This is a genomic window from Chromobacterium sp. S0633 (assembly GCF_024158805.1).
GTDB lineage: Bacteria > Pseudomonadota > Gammaproteobacteria > Burkholderiales > Chromobacteriaceae > Chromobacterium.
The window spans coordinates 163508-182405 of record NZ_JAMZGH010000002.1 but is presented as its reverse complement, the minus strand read 5'-3'; the positions used below and the strand labels follow the sequence as shown (position 1 = coordinate 182405).

Annotated in this window: 17 protein-coding genes; 10 read left to right on the top strand and 7 right to left on the bottom strand. The window is 65.4% G+C overall.

Going from position 1 to position 18898, the window contains the following annotated elements; translation table 11 throughout:
* Positions 1–200 precede the first annotated feature (200 nt).
* The 6 genes from NK214_RS01960 to prmB all read left to right on the top strand — a co-directional run bounded on the left by NK214_RS01960 (position 201) and on the right by prmB (position 5157).
* Positions 201–476, top strand: coding sequence for a recombinase RecA (locus tag NK214_RS01960; protein WP_253313659.1), 276 nt, complete (start codon positions 201–203; stop codon positions 474–476).
* Between the two features lie 166 nt (positions 477–642).
* The gene (locus NK214_RS01955) at positions 643–1212 is read left to right on the top strand and encodes an aminodeoxychorismate/anthranilate synthase component II (protein WP_107798914.1); all 570 of its coding nucleotides are present in this window, start codon (positions 643–645) and stop codon (positions 1210–1212) included.
* On the top strand, positions 1212–1607 hold the full coding sequence (locus NK214_RS01950; RefSeq protein WP_253313658.1) for a lysozyme inhibitor LprI family protein: 396 nt from the start codon (positions 1212–1214) through the stop codon (positions 1605–1607). Before NK214_RS01955 ends, NK214_RS01950 begins: the two co-directional genes overlap by 1 nt.
* Positions 1608–1665: 58 nt before the next feature.
* Positions 1666–2694, top strand: a complete 1029-nt coding sequence (gene trpD, locus NK214_RS01945) for an anthranilate phosphoribosyltransferase (RefSeq protein ID WP_107798912.1) — start codon at positions 1666–1668, stop codon at positions 2692–2694.
* Between the two features lie 69 nt (positions 2695–2763).
* Positions 2764–4140, top strand: a complete 1377-nt coding sequence (locus tag NK214_RS01940; RefSeq protein ID WP_253313657.1) for a phosphomannomutase/phosphoglucomutase — start codon at positions 2764–2766, stop codon at positions 4138–4140.
* 102 nt (positions 4141–4242) lie between these two features.
* Positions 4243–5157: a 50S ribosomal protein L3 N(5)-glutamine methyltransferase gene (gene prmB / locus NK214_RS01935; RefSeq protein WP_107798910.1), complete on the top strand. Its 915-nt coding sequence runs from the start codon at positions 4243–4245 to the stop codon at positions 5155–5157.
* A gap of 265 nt (positions 5158–5422) precedes the next feature.
* Here prmB and NK214_RS01930 read toward each other — a convergent pair whose 3' ends face one another.
* From NK214_RS01930 to NK214_RS01915, 4 genes are all read right to left on the bottom strand, one after another.
* Positions 5423–6163: a hypothetical protein gene (locus NK214_RS01930; protein ID WP_253313656.1), complete on the bottom strand. Its 741-nt coding sequence runs from the start codon at positions 6161–6163 to the stop codon at positions 5423–5425.
* A 6-nt stretch (positions 6164–6169) separates the two neighbouring features.
* A complete protein-coding gene (locus NK214_RS01925; protein WP_107798908.1) occupies positions 6170–6721 on the bottom strand; it encodes a hypothetical protein in 552 nt (183 codons plus the stop codon).
* 206 nt (positions 6722–6927) lie between these two features.
* Positions 6928–7557: a LysE/ArgO family amino acid transporter gene (locus NK214_RS01920; protein ID WP_107798907.1), complete on the bottom strand. Its 630-nt coding sequence runs from the start codon at positions 7555–7557 to the stop codon at positions 6928–6930.
* Between the two features lie 69 nt (positions 7558–7626).
* Positions 7627–9999 (bottom strand): EAL domain-containing protein, encoded by a 2373-nt coding sequence (locus NK214_RS01915; RefSeq protein WP_256477342.1) that lies wholly within the window; start codon positions 9997–9999, stop codon positions 7627–7629.
* A gap of 207 nt (positions 10000–10206) precedes the next feature.
* Between NK214_RS01915 and NK214_RS01910 the strand changes: the two genes are divergently transcribed.
* Positions 10207–11097 carry a LysR family transcriptional regulator ArgP gene (locus tag NK214_RS01910; RefSeq protein WP_107798905.1) on the top strand — a complete coding sequence of 297 codons (891 nt, stop codon included), beginning with the start codon at positions 10207–10209 and terminating at the stop codon, positions 11095–11097.
* A gap of 130 nt (positions 11098–11227) precedes the next feature.
* Positions 11228–11656, top strand: coding sequence for a cytidine deaminase (locus tag NK214_RS01905; RefSeq protein ID WP_107798904.1), 429 nt, complete (start codon positions 11228–11230; stop codon positions 11654–11656).
* Positions 11657–11663: 7 nt separating this feature from the next.
* On the opposite strand, the gene NK214_RS01900 is transcribed toward NK214_RS01905, so the two are convergent.
* On the bottom strand, positions 11664–12560 hold the full coding sequence (locus NK214_RS01900; RefSeq protein ID WP_253313654.1) for a TraB/GumN family protein: 897 nt from the start codon (positions 12558–12560) through the stop codon (positions 11664–11666).
* A 259-nt stretch (positions 12561–12819) separates the two neighbouring features.
* Here NK214_RS01900 and NK214_RS01895 point away from each other — a divergent pair, with 259 nt between their 5' ends.
* Entirely contained in the window at positions 12820–14364 is a 1545-nt protein-coding gene (locus NK214_RS01895; protein WP_253313653.1) for a tyrosinase family protein, read from the top strand.
* A gap of 6 nt (positions 14365–14370) precedes the next feature.
* A complete protein-coding gene (locus NK214_RS01890; RefSeq protein ID WP_253313652.1) occupies positions 14371–15153 on the top strand; it encodes a DUF2182 domain-containing protein in 783 nt (260 codons plus the stop codon).
* A gap of 98 nt (positions 15154–15251) precedes the next feature.
* On the opposite strand, the gene NK214_RS01885 is transcribed toward NK214_RS01890, so the two are convergent.
* Positions 15252–16871: an NAD(P)/FAD-dependent oxidoreductase gene (locus NK214_RS01885; RefSeq protein WP_107798900.1), complete on the bottom strand. Its 1620-nt coding sequence runs from the start codon at positions 16869–16871 to the stop codon at positions 15252–15254.
* A 134-nt stretch (positions 16872–17005) separates the two neighbouring features.
* Positions 17006–18640, bottom strand: coding sequence for a methyl-accepting chemotaxis protein (locus NK214_RS01880; protein ID WP_107798899.1), 1635 nt, complete (start codon positions 18638–18640; stop codon positions 17006–17008).
* Between the last annotated feature and the right edge of the window lie 258 nt (positions 18641–18898).

Sequence of the window (18898 nt, the reverse complement as noted above, 5' to 3'; positions counted from 1 at the left end):
GTGACACGGCGAGTACCGCTTCGAAATGCTCATGTACCACCTGTACATTCCGCTTTCTCAGCCGTTTTCGCCTCTAGCTCGCGAGATCGTAAACACGCTCTAAGAGCGGCATCGGCGCGAAACATCTCCGCCGCCCCTCATTCAAACCGCGCGGCGCGTGTATCCTGTGAGGTGGACCGCAATCAAGACCGGGAGGCCGCATGGGTTTCAGCACAAATGAAAAAGACAAGATGGTGGCTTTGAAAGGCGTGGGCGCCACCGTGGTTTCAAGGCTGGAGCAAATCGGCTTTTCTTCCTTGCCGCAACTGGCGGACCAGGACCCTGCCTTGCTGACCCGCCAGATCGCCGACATGATGGGCTCCAGCTGCTGGCACAACAGCCCGCAGGCCAGGGCCGCGATCCAGGCCGTCGTCGATCTGGCGCGAGCGGAGCGCGGCCAGGCCGCGGCGACGGACCTTGACCCGATCGCCAGATAGGCAGGCCGCCAAGCTAGCTGCGCACTTTTGCCCGATCCGGTATATTGATTCTCATGCTCCAACCGCCTCCCCGTTCGGCCCGCGCTCAAACGCGCGGACGCCGCCGGAGGCATCAAATAGCTGGCAAACCCTTTAAGGCCAGTGAAATCAAAGGTTTAAGCCAAACATGCTATTGATGATCGACAACTACGACTCCTTCACCTACAACCTGGTCCAGTACTTCGGCGAACTGGGCCAGGAGGTCAAGGTGTTCCGCAACGACGAAATCGGCTTGCAGCAAATCGAAGCGCTGCAGCCCAAATACCTGGTGATCTCCCCCGGCCCCTGCACACCCAACGAAGCCGGCGTATCGGTGCCGGCCATCCGGCACTTCGCCGGCAAACTGCCCATCATGGGCGTATGCCTGGGCCATCAGGGCATAGGCCAGGCTTTCGGCGGCCGCATCGTCCACGCCAAACAACTGATGCACGGCAAGGTGTCGCCGGTCAAACACCGCGATGTCGGCATGTTCCGCGGCCTGCCCAATCCCGTGACCTGCACCCGCTATCACTCGCTGGTGATCGAGCGCGAGACGCTGCCGGACTGCCTGGACGTCACCGCCTGGACCGACGACGGCGAAATCATGGGCGTGCGCCACAAGACGCTGCCGATCGAAGGCGTGCAGTTCCACCCGGAATCCATCCTCACCGATCACGGCCACGCGATGCTGGACAACTTCCTGAAAGAGTTCGCCTGATGAAGAGGATGTTGATGCTGAGCGCCGCACTGACTCTGTCCAGCGCGGCGCAGGCCGGCGCGCTGGACGACTGCATGCGGGCCGAGGCGCAAAGCCCGGCCGTGTCCGTCTGTCTGCAACAGCGCTTGAGCAAGGCCGAGGCCGAGCTGAGCCGCGGCGAGAACCAGGCCGCCGCGGCGATGCGCGAACTGGACCAGATCACCGGCAACCGCTACCGCGCCCGGCTGGCGCTCAGCCAATCCGGCCGCGCCTTCAAGACCTATCTGGACAAGCAGTGCCGCTGGGTGGCCAGCAGCTACGCCAGCGGCAACGGCGCGGATCAGGCGCGGACCGCCTGCCGCGTCGATCTGATCGAGCAGCGCCTCTCCCAACTGGCGGCGCACGCCGGCAATTGAATCACCGGACGGCGAGCCTTCGCGCGACGCCGCCCACGCAAGCAAAAGGACTCCCCCGATGATTACCCCGCAGGCCGCGCTGAACCGTCTGATCGACGGCAACGAGCTGTTCTATGACGAAATGCTGGACTTGATGCGCCAGATCATGCGCGGCGAACTGACGCCGGCGCAAACCGCGGCCATCCTGATCGGCCTGCGCGTCAAGGTGGAGTCGGTGCTGGAAATCGCCGCCGCCGCCACGGTGATGCGCGAGTTCGCCACCCCGGTGCCCATCAGCCAACGCGACCACCTGGTGGACACCTGCGGCACCGGCGGCGACAAATCGCATACCTTCAATATCTCCACCACCTCCGCCTTCGTCGCCGCGGCGGCCGGCGCCCGCGTGGCCAAGCACGGCGGCCGCTCGGTGTCGTCCAGCTCCGGCAGCGCCGACGTGCTGGAGTCGCTGGGCGTCAAGCTGAGCTTGAACGCCGAGCAAGTGGGCCGTTGCGTCGACGAAATCGGCATCGGCTTCATGTTCGCCCCCAACCACCACACCGCGATGCGCCACGTGGCCCCCATCCGCAAGGAGCTGGGCGCCCGCACCATCTTCAACATCCTGGGGCCGCTGACCAATCCGGCCGACGCCGAAAACCAGTTGATGGGCGTGTTCCACCCGGACCTGGTGGGCATCCAGGCGCGGGTGCTGAAACAGCTGGGCAGCCGCCACGCGCTGATCGTGCACGGCCTGGACGGCCTGGACGAGCTGACCCTATCCGGCCCCAGCATGGTGGCTGAACTAAAGAACGGGCAAATCGAAGAGTACGAGCTGGACCCGCGCGAACTGGGCCTGGACTTCGCCGAACTCAAGCAGTTGCGCGCGGACACCGCCGCCGCCTCGCGCGACATTCTGCTGTCGGTGCTTGACGGCCAAGCCGGCCCGGCGCGCGACATCGTCTGCCTCAACGCCGCCGCCGCCATCTACACGGCCGGCGTTTCCCCTACCCTGGCCGACGGTGTTACCATGGCGCGCGAAGCGCTCGACTCCGGACAGGCGCGCGCCAAGCTGGACCAATTGATCAGCCTGAGCGCCGCGCTGGCCGCCTGAGCCCCTAATTTCCGACGCGGAGCACCGCCGCTCCGCGCGCCTCTTTCATTTCGATTGCATAAGAACGCCATGAGCAAACTGTCCAAAGACATCTTCAAGGCCTATGACATCCGCGGCATCGTCGGCAAGACTCTGACCAATGAAGTCGCCCGCCAGATCGGCCAGGCCGTCGGGTCCGAAGCCAAGGCCCGCAAAGTGAAAACCGTTGTGGTCGGCCGCGACGGCCGCCTGTCCGGCCCGGACCTGTGCCAGGCGCTGGCCGAAGGCATCCAGGCCGCCGGCGTCGACGTGATCGACGTCGGCCGCGTCGCCACCCCCATGCTGTACTTCGCCGCTCACGAGCTGGGTTCGGTGTCCGGCGTCATGGTCACCGGCAGCCACAATCCGCCGGACTACAACGGCTTCAAGATGATGCTGGCCGGCAACACCCTGGCCGGCGACGACATCCAGAAGCTGTACCAGCGCATCGTCGACGGCGATCTCGCCAGCGGCGAGGGCGGCTACGGCACCCACGACATCGCGGAAGCCTATCTGGACCGCATCACCTCCGACATCAAGCTGGAGCGCCCGCTCAACATCGTGGTGGACTGCGGCAACGGCGTGCCCGGCGCTTTCGCCCCGGTGCTGTTCCGCCGCCTGGGCTGCCGCGTGCGCGAGCTGTTCTGCGACGTGGACGGCAATTTCCCCAATCACCACCCGGATCCGGCCAAGCCGGAAAACCTGCAGGACGTGATCGACGCGCTGCAGAAGACCGACGCCGAAATCGGCCTGGCCTTCGACGGCGACGGCGACCGCCTGGGCGTGGTGACCAAGGACGGCGCCATCATCTGGCCGGACCGCCAGCTGATGCTGTTCGCCGCCGACGTGCTGGAGCGCAACCCCAAGGCCAAGATCATCTACGACGTGAAATCCACCCGTCTGCTCAAGCCCTGGATCAAACAGAACGGCGGCGTGCCGGTGATGGCGCGCACCGGTCACAGCTTCATCAAGGCCAAGATCAAGGAAACCGGCGCGCTGCTGGCCGGCGAGATGAGCGGCCACGTCTTCTTCAAGGAGCGCTGGTACGGCTTCGACGACGGCATGTACGCCGGCGCCCGCCTGCTGGAAGTGCTGTCCCGTGTGGACGACCCGAGCGAACTGCTCAACGCGCTGCCCAATGCGGTGTCCACGCCGGAATTGAATCTGAAAATGGCCAAGGAAGGCGAAAACCACGCCTTGATCGCCAAGCTGCAGGCTTCCGCCCGCTTCGACGACGCCGAAGAGGTCAACACCCTGGACGGCCTGCGCGTGGAATACAAGGACGGCTTCGGCCTGGCGCGCGCCTCCAACACCACGCCGGTGATCGTGCTGCGCTTCGAGGCCGACAACGACGCGGCGCTGGAACGCATCAAGGGCGACTTCCGCCGCGTGCTGGGCACCGCCACCGACGCCAAGCTGCCGTTCTGACGCCGACGGCCCAGCCACATTGACCGCGCTCCGCGCGAGCGCGAACCCACACCGCCGGGGACATGGCCGCCGCCATGTCCCTGTTGTATTGAAAGGAAAACCATGTACGCCCAGGCTGCATCCAGCTTCAACACCTTGCGCGACCTGCTGCGTTTCGCCGTGTCCCGCTTCAACGACGCCGGCCTGTTCTACGGCCACGGCACCCAGAACGCCTACGACGAAGCCGCCTATCTGACGCTGTCCGCGCTCAAGCTGCCGGTGGACCAGCTCGAGCCCTTCCTGGACGCCAAGCTGCTGCCCACCGAGGTCAAGGACGTGATCGACATGATCGAGCGCCGCGCCGAACAGCGCGTGCCGGTGGCCTATCTGACCCACGAAGCCTGGCAGGGCGATTTCAACTTCTACGTGGACGAACGCGTGCTGGTGCCGCGCTCCTTCATCTACGAACTGCTGGGCGAGCCGCTGCAGCCGTGGATCGAACACCCGGAGCTGGTCCAACGCGCGCTGGATCTGTGCACCGGCTCCGGCTGCCTGGCGATTCAATTGGCTCACCACTACCCGGACGCGGAAATCGACGCGGTGGACATCTCGCTGGACGCGCTGGAAGTGGCGGCCATCAATGTGCAGAACTACGGCCTGGACGAGCGCGTGCAGCTCATCCACACCGATATGTTCGAGGGCATCGAGGACAAGTACGATCTGATCATCTCCAACCCGCCCTATGTCGACGCCGAATCGGTGGACGCCTTGCCGCCGGAATACCTGCACGAACCGGAACTGGCGCTGGGCTCCGGCGAAGACGGCCTGGACGCCACCCGCGAAATCCTGCGCCGCGCGCCGGACTTCCTGAACGACAAGGGCGTGCTGCTGGTGGAAATCGGCCACAACCGCGACATGCTGGAAGAGTGCTTCCCCACCCTGCCCTTCATGTGGATGGAAACCGAAAGCGGCGACGGCTTCGTCTTCCTGATCACCCGCGAGGATCTGGTGGCCGGCCTGGCCGCCGACGCGCAGTAAAAACGTGTCAAAGTCCGCTGCGCTCCAGCGGAATTGTTGGACAAGGGCGTGGATAACGCCAAGCTTCGGCTAGGAACCTGTTCATAGTCTGCTGTGCTTCGGCGATACGGCGTTGAAAACATCCTCAAAATGCTCATGTACCACTTGTACATTCCGCTTTTTCGCTTGTTTTCGCCTTGTCTCGCCATTGCTCGCGAGACTTTGAACAGGCTCTAAGGAGAAAACCGGCGACACCCTTGCGGATGTCGCCGGTTTTTTGCGACCGCTAGCCCTTGGACTGAACCGCGCCCGGATGCAGTTCGCGCCAGATCTGCTCGGCCCGCTCCGCCGCCGCGGCTTTCTGCCCGGCGTTCAACTGCCGGTAGTCCTTGGTGGTCAGAAACCAGTCCGCGCTCAGCGCGTCCCCGGCTCGCCGCGCCACCAGATTCCAGGCCGCGGCCTCCAAGGGCTGCCGCTCCAGCAGATAGCTCTCGGAGATCATCGCCGCCGCATGCCGGTTGCCCAGCCGATACGCTTGCTGCAAGGCGGCGCGCGCCTCCTCGCGGTAACGCATCTCCGGCTCGAAGCCCGGCCGCTGCGGCTTGCCGTCCAGCTCGAACAAATAGCGTTCGGCCAGATGGGTCAGGGCCTGGACATTGCCGGCGGCGGCCAGCTTGCGCAAGTCGGCCAGGGACATCCGGTAGAAGCGCTCGTCGATGGCATAGCCCAGCTGGCGCAAGGCCTGCTTGCGCTGGCGTTCGGCCTTGCTCTCCGGCAAGGGCTCCGCCGGGGCCGCGGCCGGCGGCGGGCCGTCGCCCACCGCGAAGCTCAGGCCCTGGTAAGCCCGCGCCGGACCGGCGCCCTTGGCCGGCGCGGCAGTCCCCGACTGAGCGGCGACAAAGGCCGCAGGAGCCTCCGGCGCCGGCTCGCTCAGACCCAGCCGCGCGCGGACCGGCTCAGGCAGGCTGAGCCAGGCCAAGCCCAGCAAGGCCAGCCCGCCGGCCAGCCCCCACGCTCGCTTGCCCATTATCGATCAGATCGAGTTCAGGCAAGCGTTGAGGCCGTTGGCGTGGCCGTAGCGCGAATAGTAATCGCGCTGCGACGGCGTGCCGTGCTCGCCGTAATCGGCGGCGTTGCGCGCCGAAGCCACCGCGTTCTCGATGAAGCTCGGATAACGCAGATTGGTTTCAGCGTACTTGGCGAAAGTGCCGCCCACGCAGTCGGCCTGCAGCTCCTGCATCGGCGCCTGACGGTAGATGTTATGGGTGAACTGGATGGAATGGCCCCATTCGTGCGCCAGGATGAACTTGGCCACATAGTTGCCATAGCTGTTTTCCTGCTGCTGCAGGAAGCCGGTGCCCACGCTGATGGTGTAAGGACCGCACGCCATCGCGCTGAGTTGAGGCTCGCGGCAGGCATACTGGTTGACGTAGACCGTCGGCCGCGCGTAGCCGCCGAGGAAGCCGCGGATCTCATTGGCGCTGGACTGGAGATAACTGTTGTTCACCGGGGCTGCCACCACCGGGGAAGACAGACCGCCCAACACGGAAACCGCCATCAGACTGGCTTGAATCAAAGCTTTCATGACTAACTCTCCTTATGTTGTTCACAACGGAGATTTAGTTATGGTAAATGATTTGGTATTTACAAAGTTATTTTGCAATTCCAAATGAATATTTACGCAGTGAAAAATTACCTTGTCACGACAAACCGCATATGAAAAAGTGACGGGTTGCCCAAAAGCAAGCCGTCACTTTCAAAAAAACGCGCGTCAAACGCCGTCTCAGCTGCTCAGGCCATCCCTTCAAAACCGTAATTGCGCAACAACATGAAGGCGGTGAACAACATCACCAGACCAATCACGCAATCCAGCACCCGCCAGCTTTGCGGCCGCTGGAACAAGGGGGCCAGCTTGCCGGCGAAGCAGCCGATGCCGCCGAACCACAGCACCGAGGCGCTGAGGCTGCCCAAGAGGAAGGACGGCGCGGCGCTCTCGCCGTAGATGGCGGACACGCCGCCGATCAACACCACGGTGTCCAGCCAGGTATAGGGATTGAGCAGGGTCACCGCCAGCACGGTGCGGATGGCGCGCTTGCGGTCCCGCTCCACGCCGCCGGCCAGCGACATCGCGCCCGGCGTCAGCGCGGAACGGAAGGCCTTGTAGCCCAGCCACAGGATGAAGCCCGCGCCCAGCCAGGTCACGGTGACGATGAAGCCGGGAATGGCGTTGAGCAGCTTGCCCACCCCCATCACCCCGCAGGCGATCAGAAACACGTCGGCGACGATGCAGATGACGATGATGGGCAGGATGTGGCTGCGGCCTATGCCCTGCCGCAGCACGAAGGCATTCTGCGGCCCAATGCCGACGATCTGCCCGATGGATAGCCCAAGGGCAGACAGATAAACGCTGAAGTTGAACACGTACCGCTCCCGGAAAGTTTGGACACAGACTAAGGGAGCGACGCATCAAAGTAAAACTAATAAAAATTATTATATATAAGCTGAATTAATACTTACCCGCCGCTCCCAGTCCGCGATCCACGCCGGCAAGTGCTTGGGGTCCACCGGAGGCGAAATCTCGTAGCCCTGCCCGTCCAGGCAGCCTATCTCCAGCAGACGGTCCCAGATCGCCCGGCTCTCCACGCCCTCCACCACCAGCTTGCGGCCGGTGTAATGGGCGAAGGACACCATGCTGCGGATGATGGCCTCGTTGCCCGGCGTATCCAGCAGCAGCCGGACAAAGCGCTGATCGATCTTGATGGTGTCGAAGGGCAGTTGCTGCAAATGCACCAGCGAAGACGCGCCGGTGCCGAAATCGTCCAAGGCGATGGACAGGCCCAGGTCGCGGCAATGCTCCAGCTTGGCGGTGATCTGCTCCGCCTCCTGCTGGGTCACGCTCTCCAGCACCTCCAGCTCCAGATAACCGGCCGGCAAGGGGTAGGCCTGCAACAAGGCCTGGATGCCGGGCACGAAGCCCTCGTGTTTCAAGGTGATGGCGGACAGATTGACGCTGACCGGAATATGGCGGCCGTCCGCCAGCCATTCGCCGGACTGGCGCAAGGCCTCGCGCAGCACCCACCAGTCCAGCTCCCGCATCAGATCGGTGTTTTCTATCGCCGGGAAGAAGGCGCCCGGCATTTCCAACCGGCCGTCCCGGCGCCAGCGCACCAGCGCTTCCACGCCCTCGATGCGGTTGTCGCGCAGATTGATCTTGGGCTGGTAGAACAGCGCCAGTTCATCGCGGGCGATGGCCACGGCGAAGGCGTTGCGCACCGCGTGCATGTGCTGGATTTCTTCGTCCATGGTCACATGGTAGTAACGGCAGTGGCCGCCGCCGGCTTCCTTGGCCCGGCTCAGCGCCAGCTCGCCGCGCCGCAGCAGCGCCGCGGCGTCGCTGCGCCCGTTCACCGGCTCCACCACGATGCCCATGCTGCAACGGGTGTGGATCACCACCCCCATGCAGTCCACCGGCTGCTGCAGACTGCCCATCAGGCTGTCCACCAATTGGTCCAGCTGCTCGTGACGGTCGCTGCAGGCGACAAAGCGCGAAGCGCCCACCCGGCCGACGTAGCCATAGGGATAGATGCAGCGCCGCAGCCGGTTGGCCACCTCGCACAGCACCGCGTCCCCGCCCTCGTGGCCCAGGCGGGCGTTGATTTCGTGAAAGCCCTCGATGGACAGCACCAGCACCGCCAGCCGCGCGTTGGCGCGGCGGATCTGCAGCTGCTTGTTGATGTGTTCCTTCATCAGGTGCCGGTTGGGCAGGCCGGTCAGCGGATCGTGGAAGGACAGGAAGGCCAGTTCGGATTCGGCGCGATGGCTGCGCTCCAGCGCGTCCTGGCGCTCCAGCGCGCGGCTGATCTCCCGCGCCATGGTGTCCACCAGCGCCACCTTGGTGTCGTCGAAAAACCCCGGCTGGCCGGAGTAAAGCGACAAGGTGCCGATCACCTGCTCGCGCAGCGTCAGCGGCGCCACCAGCGCGCTGCGCACATTCCTGGCGTTGAGCACCCGCATCCACGGCTGCATCGACGGGTCTTCGCCGCAATCATTGACCACCTGGACCGCCAGGCCGCGGATGGCCCGGCCGCTGGGGCCGCGGCCATGCAGGCTTTCGGACAGCGCGGAGACTTGCAGCCGGGGAATGAAGGCTTCGGCGTGAACGCCGGCCATCGCCGCCGGACGCACGCACTGGGAGTCGGCGTCCAAGAGGCCCACCCAGGCATGGGAGAAATCGCCCTCGCGGACGCAGACGTCGCAAATCGCCTGGAACAGTTCGCGGCGCTCAGAGCAGCGCACCAGGGCCATGCTGACCCCGCTGAGAGTGGCGTACAGGCCGGACATGGTCTGCAAATGGCGGTGCTTGCTGTCCACCGCCTCCTGCAAGGACTGCTGGTGGCCGTGCAATTGCAGCATCTGGTCCAGCAGAATGCGCTTGCGCAAGAGCCGCGACAGCGCGGCAAGCTCGTCCAGGGCCAGCCCGGCCTCGGTCAAGCGCGCCAGGAAATGCGCCTGGCAGCGCTCGTAAGCGCCCACCACCCACATCAGGCCCACGCCCAGCTGGCGCATCAAACGCCCTTGCTCCACCACGCGCCGGGCAGCGCGTCCGTTGACCGGGCGGGTCAGCATCCGCTCGCAATACTGCAATAAGGCGTCCACCAGCGAATCGATGCCGCCCGGCAGGCGCTCGCTCAGCAGCGCCAGCGTGTCCGGGCATTTCAACGCATACCAGTAGAACTCCTTGCCCAAGGCCTCCTTGCGCGACAACAACAACGGAGCATGGGCGCTGAGCGTCGCCATATGATCCGCCCGAACTCCGATAAAACGGCACATGCCATCCAATAGTGCCTTATTATCTGCTTGCATCTTCAACATGCCTGTCATTGGCCATGAGCCGCCGGCGCCAGCCGATCAGAACCGTCGCCGCCAGCCGCTCTAATTATTTTTATGCCGCCACCGCGTGCAGGCAAACCTTTGCACCGTCCGTGTTCGGACGAAGCAGCACAACATGCCATAGGTGGCGGCGATAAGGCAAGAAACACCGTGGAATTATCACGGCAAGGACGTAAAAACATGCTTGATCCGAAACAACTGGAAACCTTATCGGCCGTCGCCGAAACCGGAGGCTTCGACAAGGCGGCCAAAAAGCTGTTCCTGACCCAGTCCGCCATTTCTCAACGCATCCGCCAGCTGGAAGAACAACTGGGCCAGCCGGTGCTGACCCGCACCATCCCGGCCGAACCCACCGAGGCCGGCCGCCAGCTGCTGCAATACTTCCGCCAGATCAGCCTGATGGAAAACCAGCTGATGAACACCCTGCTGCCCAGCGGGCCGCGGCCTGAGTTCACCACCCTCGCCATCGCCGTCAACGCCGACAGCCTGGCCACCTGGTTCTTGCAGGCGGTGCAGCCGGTGCTGGACAGCCAGCCGGTGCTGCTGGACATCATGGTGGACGATCAGGATTACACCCATGAGTTGATGCGCGCCGGCCACGTGGTCGGCTGCGTCAGCACCCGGCCGCAGCCTATCCAGGGCGGCGACAGTCTGTTCCTGGGCCATATGCGCTATCTATGCGTCGCCACCCGCGATTTCGCCCGCCGCTACTTTCCGGACGGCGTCACCGAAACGGCGCTGGCCGCCGCGCCCACCATTCTGTACAGCCGCAAGGACGACGTGCATCGCGAATTTCTGCTGCACACCGTGTCCTATCACGGCGGCTTCCCCTATCTGACGGTGCCCACGCCGCAGGGCTTCGTCGAAATCACCCGCCAGGGCCTGGCCTACAGCCTGCTGCCCGAACTGATGCTGGAAGACGACATCGCCTCCGGCCGGCTGATCGATCTGTTTCCGCAGCAGCATCTGGACATTCCGCTGTATTGGCACCACTGGCGGGTGGAGTCGGCCTTGTCGCAGGCGCTGGCCGATGCGATGGCGCGGCATTGCCGGGACCACCTGCGCCAATGACCAGTCGGCGCGGCTTGCGCCGGAACGGACGCCTCTGCTGTACTGAAGCCGGACGCGCGCGCCGCGGCGGGATATTGACAGCCCGGCCGCGCGCGGCGCAACATGCCACGCCAACCGCAACGGAGGCAATATGACCGGCAACACACCCAACAACGAGCAATGGGCCGAGTTGGAAATGGCCGCCCGCCTGGCGGCTCGCCAGGCTTATGTCCCTTACAGCAAGTTCGCCGTCGGCGCCGCCATTCTGGACGGCGCCGGCAAGATCCACATTGGCTGCAATGTGGAAAACGCCTCCTACGGCCTGACCAATTGCGCCGAGCGCACCGCGATCTACGCCGCGCGCGCCAACCACGGCATCCAGGATGTCCTGGCGGTCTGCATTTACACCCCCACCGCCACGCCTACGCCGCCCTGCGGCGCCTGCCGCCAGGTGCTGAACGAATTCGGCCCGTCCATGCGCGTGCGCGCCATCTGCGACGGCGAGGATCAGATAGACACCACGCTGAAAGTGCTGCTGCCGGGCGCTTTCGGACCCAAGAACCTCAAGGACGCGAGCTAAAGCCCGCTCACGGCGCGCGCGGCGCGCGCGGCGCCGGCCTCAGCTGGTAGCCGCGCTGCCGCAGCTGGCGCACCAAGCCCTGGGGGCCGGCCAGATGCAGCGCGCCCACCGCCACGAACAGCCGCTTTGAGGCCGCCCAGTCGTCTATGCGGCGCGCCATCGCCAGATTGCGGCGGTCCAGCATTTCATGCTGGGTCCAGGCGCTGAGCCGCGGATAGCCGGGCAGCGCCACCAAGGCCTGCAAGGCGTCCAGATCGCCGCGCTCCCAAGCTGAAATCAAATCCCGGTAATAACGATCCGCCTCCTCCGCGCCCTGCCATTCGGCGCTCTGGCACACCCATTCGCGCAGCGCCGGCGCCGGCATCTCAAACAATAAACGGCTCTGCTGGCCGGCCGTTTCCAGGGCCAGCACCGGCCGCCTGGCCGCGCGCGCCATCTCCAGCAACATCGCTTCGCGGCTGTGCTGCGCCTGCTGCCCCATGCGCTGGTATTCCCGCAGCGCCAGCTGCATCAGCCACAGGCTGGGCGCCAGGCCGCGCGCCTGCTCGCGCGCCACGCCCATCTGATCCAACTGGCTCAACAAGGAGTCCCGGCTGGCGGCGTCCAGCTGCCGCCACTGCCTGGGCGCAGCGGCGCCGGCCAGCGCCGTCACCTCGGCCACCGCCGCCTCCACCGTCGGGTCCAATTCCAGCACCAGCGCGTCGCTGGCGCTCAGCGCCTGTTTCAAGCCCCAGTCCGGCGCGTCGGAACCCGGCCGGCCCACATGCATGGTGCCGTACAGATAATGGGTGCGGCCCTGCTTGCTGAAGGTGAACAAGGGGCCGTAGGCCGGCGCCGCCAAGGCCGCCGGCAGAAGCCAGCACAGCGCCAGCCAGACGCCCCAAAGGCAATGCCATCGTTTCATGTCTGCGATCCAAATCAAAACCGGTCAAGGATACCAGCTTGGCGCCTTCCTACCGGAGCGCTTTCAAGCCCTTGCCGCGCCAAAGCCCGGCCACTTGCAAGCGGCGCTTCAAATAAGTAATTGCCCCGAGGCAAAAACTGTTCTTTAGGACAGTTCGAAAGCTTTGCGGTTTGCTAATCCGAATACACCGCCTCACCGCCAGCCTTAGCCACTCCCGCCTCGGCCGCGCCGGAACGGCGTTCGCATCGAGGAGAACGACATGGCTCGCGTCCGCAAAGACATCTTGAAAATGAGCAATCCCTGGGACCCCACCGTGCTGTGGTACGCGCGGGCGGTGCGGGAAATGCAGAAACGCCCGATCAAGGACCCCACCAGCTGGCGTTACCTGGCCGCCATCCACGGCTTCGATTCCCAGCTCTGGCAACAACACGGTTATCTGCAAGCCGGCGAAGCGCTGCCCAGCGCCGCCGATCAGAACACCTACTGGCGACAATGCCAGCACCAGAGCTGGTATTTCATGCCCTGGCACCGCGGCTATCTGGCGGCCTTCGAAGCCATTGTGCTGGCGGAGATCGTCAAGCTGGGCGGCCCCGCCGACTGGGCCTTGCCCTATTGGAACTACAGCGACGGCGCCAACGCCAAGGCGCGCGACCTGCCCACCTGTTTCCAGTCCAAGACCTTGCCGGACGGCGGCGCCAATCCCTTGTGGCTGGCCCAACGCTACGGCTGGAACAACCAGCCCAATCACATCACGCTGCGCCCGGAAACCGTGCAGCTCACCGCCTTGAAGGACGCGCAGTTCATCGGCACCGCCAACGGCATTCCGCCGGGCTACGGCGGGCCGCAAACGCCGTTCTGGCACGGCGGCGGCAATAGCGGCGGGCTGGAAAACCTGCCGCACAATCCGGTGCACACCAATATCGGCGGCCGCAACGGCCTGATGTCGGACCCGGACCTCGCCGGCCTGGACCCGGTGTTCTGGATCCACCACTCCAATATCGACCGGCTGTGGCAGGTATGGCTCAATCGCAATCCCGGCCACAAAAACCCCAGCAACGACAATTGGCTGGAAGGCCCGGTCAACCGCAAGTTCGCGATGCCGCGCCCCAACGGCAGCGGCTACACCTTTGTCGCCAAGGACATGCTCAACACCCAGGCGCCGAACCTGAACTACGTCTACCAGGACGTATCGGACCCTCTCGGCGGCGCCAGCCGTGTCGCGCAGCGCATGCAGACGCTGGCGGCCATCCATCCCGACACCGCGGCGGCAAACACCATGGCGAACAATCCGAAAACCGAACTGCTGGGCGCCAACGCCGCGGCGATCAAACTGGGCAACAACACCGTCCACGCGCAGATGCAGCTGGACGACGACGCCAAGAACAAGGTGCTGAGCAGCTTCCAGGCCAGCCAGGCCGCCGCCCGCCAGTTCAAGGCCCAGCCAGACACCGCGCCGCAAGAGCCGGACCGCGTCTTTCTCAGCCTGGAGAACATCCGCTGCAAAGTGGACGGCGGCACGTTCAACGTCTACGTCGGCCTGCCCCAGGGCGCCGACCCGGCGCAACACCCGCAGAACCTGGCCGGCACCATCGCGCTGTTCGGCGCGCGCAAGGCCTCGCTGGCCGAGCACGGCGGCAACGGCGTCAGCCAGACGCTGGAGATCACCGACATCGTGGACCGCATGTGTCAAAGCCAGACGCTGGACACGGCGCCGATGGGGGTGCAATTGGTGCCGGTGTCCGACATCGAGGACGACGACGAGGTGACGATAGGCCGCATCAGCGTCTACCGCCACGGCCAGTAAGCGTCCATGCCGGTCAAGACCCTGATCGCCGCGCTGCGGGACACGCCCTGGCCGCTGCGCTGCGCCAGCCTCTTGGGCTGGCTCGGCCTGATCGCCCTGGAGCGGCGGCTGACCGCGCCGGGTTATTGCGGCGCCTGGGTTCTGGAGCGTCCCGGCGGCGGCTGGGACGCGCTGACCGGCGCGCTGTGGCTGAACCCGCCGGCGCAATGGCTGCCGTCCTGGCTGTTGATGCTGCTGGCGATGATGGCGCCGCTGCTGGCCGACCCGCTGCGGCAACTGTGGCTGCGCAGCCTGGCGCGCAAGCGCCCGCTGGCGCTGGCCATGTTCTGCTGCGGCTATCTACTGCCCTGGCTCGTCGCCGGCCTGCTGCTGCACCTGCTCGGCCTGGCGCTGCTGACCTTCAGCGCCACGCCGTGGCAGGCCTTCGTCGTCGCCTGCGGCGTCGCGGGGCTCTGGCAGGCGGCGCCGCAGCGGCTGCGCTGCCTGCAAGCCTGCCACCGCCAGCCCAGGCTGTCGCCGTTCGGCTGGCCGGCCGCGCTGTCGGCGCTGCGCGCCGGCCTCGCCGCCGGCGTCTGGTGCGCGGGCGCCTGCTGGGCCTGGATGTTGCCGCCTTTGCTCGCGGGGCCAGGGCATCTGCCCTTGATGGCGGCGATCGGCCTGTGGCTGCTGCTGGAACGCCGCCGGCCGGAGGGCGCGCCGCCCTTGTTGTCCATCCCCAAAGCTTTGCGCCCAGGCGGGCGCGAGCGCCCGGCCGGCGGCGTGAAAGGCCATGCGGCGGAAAACCCCTAGCGCCAAAGACAACGGCCCGCGATTGCGGGCCGTTTCAGCGCGTCCTCAGCCAAGCGGCGGATTCAAGACACTGCGGCAATGATCCCTAAACGCCTTCCTTAACGGCGCTCCGCCGCGATGGCCTGCGCCACCGCCTCCGCCACCTTGATGCCGTCCACCCCGGCGGACAGAATCCCCCCGGCGTAGCCGGCGCCCTCGCCGGCCGGGTACAGGCCGCGCACGTTCAAGCTCTGGCAATCCTCGCCGCGGGTGATGCGCAGCGGCGAGCTGGTGCGGGTTTCCACCCCGGTCAGCACCGCGTCGTGCATATCGTAACCGCGGATTTTCTTGCCGAACTCCGGCAGCGCCTCGCGCATCGCCGCGATGCAATAATCCGGCAAGGCCGCGGCCAGATCAGTCCAGTGCACGCCGGGTTGATAGGACGGCGGCACCGAGCCCACCTGGGTGGACGGCTTGCCGGCCAGGAAATCGCCCACCAGCTGCGCCGGCGCTTCGTAAGTGCCGCCGCCCAGCACATAGGCGCGGCTTTCCAGCTCGCGCTGGAAGGCGATGCCGGCCAGCGGATCGCCCGGATAATCGTCCGGACCGATGCTGACCACCAGGCCGGAATTGGCGTTGCGCTCGGCGCGCGAGTATTGGCTCATGCCGTTGGTCACCACGCGGCCCTCTTCCGAGGTGGCGGCCACCACCTGGCCGCCCGGGCACATGCAGAAGCTGTACACCGCCCGGCCGTTGCCGGCGTGGTGCACCAGCTTGTAATCCGCCGCGCCCAAGAGCGGGTGGCCGGCGTATTTGCCCCAGCGCGCCTTGTCGATCAGCGTCTGCGGGTGTTCGATGCGGAAGCCCACCGAGAACGGCTTGGCTTCCATATACACGCCGTGGCCGTGCAGCATCTCGAAACTGTCGCGCGCGCTGTGGCCCAGGGCCAGCACGATGTGATCGGCGCGGATCTGCTCGCCGCTGGCCAAGGTCAGGCCGCGCGCCACTTTGCGCCCGTCCGGACCGTCTTCCAGATGAATGTCGGCGACGCGCTGCTGGAAGCGGATTTCGCCGCCCAGCTCCTCGATCTCGGCGCGCATTTTTTCCACCATGCTCACCAGGCGGAAGGTGCCGATATGCGGCTTGGCCACGTAGAGGATTTCCTCCGGCGCGCCGGCTTTGACGAACTCGGTCAGCACCTTGCGGCCCAGATGACGCGGGTCCTTGATCTGGCTGTACAGTTTGCCGTCGGAGAAGGTGCCGGCGCCGCCTTCGCCGAATTGCACATTGGACTCGGGGTTCAAGACCTTGTTGCGCCACAGGCCCCAGGTGTCCTTGGTGCGCTCGCGCACCTTCTTGCCGCGCTCCAGCACGATGGGCTTGAAGCCCATCTGCGCCAGCAGCAGCGCGGCGAAGATGCCACAGGGGCCGAACCCCACCACCACCGGGCGGCGCTCCAGGTTTTCCGGCGCCTGCCCCACATAGTGATATTGGGTGTCCGGCGTCGGCATCACGTGCTTGTCGGCCTTGAAGCGGGCCAGCAGACGGGCCTCGTTGGCCACGTCGATGTCGACGATGTAGGCCAGGTTCATCATGCCCTTGCGCGCGTCGTAGCTGCGCTTGAAGACGACGACCTGGCGGATGTCCTGCTCCGGCACGCCCAGATAAGCCGCGATCGCGGCGTTCAGTTCTTCCGGGGCGTGTTCCAGCGGCAGTTTCAATTCGGTAATGCGCAACATCTTGAATTCCAGTACGGGTTGGTGTCTATTCAACGAGGCGGTATTGTAGCGGCAAACCGCTCTTAACCCTATCGCCAAGTCGCAAACTTCCCGTAAGAATCTGTTCGCCGGCCTGCCGCGCGCCGTCTACCGCGCTACACCTGGAATCCGGCCACCGTCTGCCGCAGGCCGCCGGTCACCTCGTCCATGCTCTGAATGCCGCTGGACGCCTGGGTGGCGGCGGCGGCGTTGCCGGCGGCCACCTGGGCGATCTGCTCCACGTGGCGGGCGATGTCCTGGCTGGCCACGCCTTGCTCCTGCAGCGCGTGGGAGATATCGCGCACCACTTGCACCACCTGGCCGGCGCTGCCGCGGATTTGCTGAATCATCTCCCCGCCCTGCTCGGCCAGCGCCAGCCCGGCGCGCACCCGCTCCACGGTCTGGCTCATATTGGCGCGCGACTGATCGGAGCTGAGCTGGATCTCGTCTATCATGCCGGCGATCTCCTCGGTGGCCTGCGCGGTGCGTTCGGACAGTTTGCGCACCTCGTCCGCCACCACCGCGAAACCGCGGCCGGTTTCGCCGGCGCGCGCCGCCTCGATCGCCGCGTTCAGCGCCAGGAGATTGGTCTGATCGGCAATGTCCTTGATCACCTGCATGATGCTGGAGATGGTGGCGGTCTTGTCCGCCAGCGCCGAGATCGCCCCGGCGGTGAGGTCCACCGTCTCGCTGATGCCCTTCATCTCCGCCACGGCCTTGGCGATCACTTCGCCGCCCTCGTCCGACAAACTGCCGGACTGCTGCGACACCTGGCGCGCGTCCTGCGCGTATTGGGAGATGTGGTTGATGCTCACCGTCAGCTCTTCGATCGACGCCGCCATCGAAGTGGCGCTCTCGCTTTGCTGCTGGGAGTTGTCCGCCACCGCCTGCGCGCCGGTCACCACCTCCTCGCTCAGCCGCCCCAGTTCGCCGGCGCTGGCCACGATGTCGGCCACCATCTGCCGCAAAGCCTGCTGCATATGGGCGATATTGGCCATCAGGCTGTCCGCGTCGCCCGCCCGCACCGGCACCGGCACATCCAGCCGCCCGCCGGCGATTTCCCGCACCACGGCCGCGGTCTGCGCCGGCTCCGCGCCCAATTGCCGCATCACGCTGCGGAACAGCCACCAGCCCAGGCCGCCGCACACCGCGGCGATCAGCAGCACCTGGACCGCCACGCCCAGCAATTGCACGCGCAAGGCCGCCCAGACGTCGTCCATATACAGGCCGGTGCCCACCACCCAGCCCCAGCGCGGGCTGGACTGCAAATACGCCAGCTTGGGCTGGGGCTCCGCCGAGCCGGGCTTGTCCCAGACGAATTCCGCGAAGCCCTTGCCCTGCCCCTGCCTCAGGGTCTGGTCGAACTTGTCGCCCAGGCTGCTGCCGCTGGAATCCTTGACCGCGTGCATGTCCTTGCCCACCAGCTTGGGGTTGACCCCGTGCGCCAGCCAGACCAGCCCCTTGTCCAGGGTGAAAAAATACTCCTTGCCGGCGAAACGCAGCCGGGTCAGCGCCAGCAGCGCCTGGCGCTGCGCCTCCGCCTCCGGCATGGCGCCGGCCGCCGCCCGCTCCTCGTAATTGGCCACCAGGCTCAAGGCGTTCTCCACCTGGCCGCGGATCAGATCCTGCCGGTCCGCCATCATTTGCTGATGCATGCTGCGCAGCACCAGGCCGCCCAGCAGACAAGTCAACGCGATCACGCTAAAAATCAATAACAACAAACGCTGCTTCAAGGAAAGGCCCGCTTGCATGATGTCTCCAAAAATCGCTGACGAGGCGGCAAACCGGGTCGCAGGCATGCCGCGGCGGTCCGGTTTATTCGCTGGTTTTATTAAGCAAACCCAAATAATACACCCGTCATTAATCAGCTGACCATGATTAATGACATATGCTTGATTTGCGTCAGTCGCAAGCGGCCCGGCCAGGCGCATGACTTGGCCGCTTCGCGATACCGCATCGATTTTATATTTTACAAATGTAATATCTACAAATAAAATATACACAGATGT